The organism is Pseudomonas sp. AC463, from assembly GCF_979253585.1.
In genome coordinates, this window is record NZ_CEEDDZ010001160.1 from 1 (window position 1) to 236 (window position 236).

1 protein-coding gene is annotated in these 236 nt (G+C 63.6%); it reads right to left on the reverse strand.

Going from position 1 to position 236, the window contains the following annotated elements:
- Nucleotides 1–236 (reverse strand): tRNA (guanine(46)-N(7))-methyltransferase TrmB (trmB, locus tag AC0IYH_RS33950; protein WP_471838871.1); only part of this gene is annotated, 236 nt, incomplete at both ends.

A 236-nucleotide genomic window follows, 5' to 3' on the forward strand; every position in this document is an offset into this window, starting at 1 on the left:
TGACGCAGCACTTCCAGCGCATCGCAGCTGTACACACGCAGGTTGCTGAGGTTCTGGGTCATCACTCCGTTGAGCAACGCGCCAACGCCTGGCCGGTGTACTTCGACGCCGATGAAGTCCTGCTCAGGCGCTGCGGCGGCCATCTCCAGGGTGGAGTGGCCCATGCCGAAGCCGATCTCGAAAGTGCGCGGCGCCTGACGCCCGAATACCGCATCGAAATCCTGCAGGCCATCGCT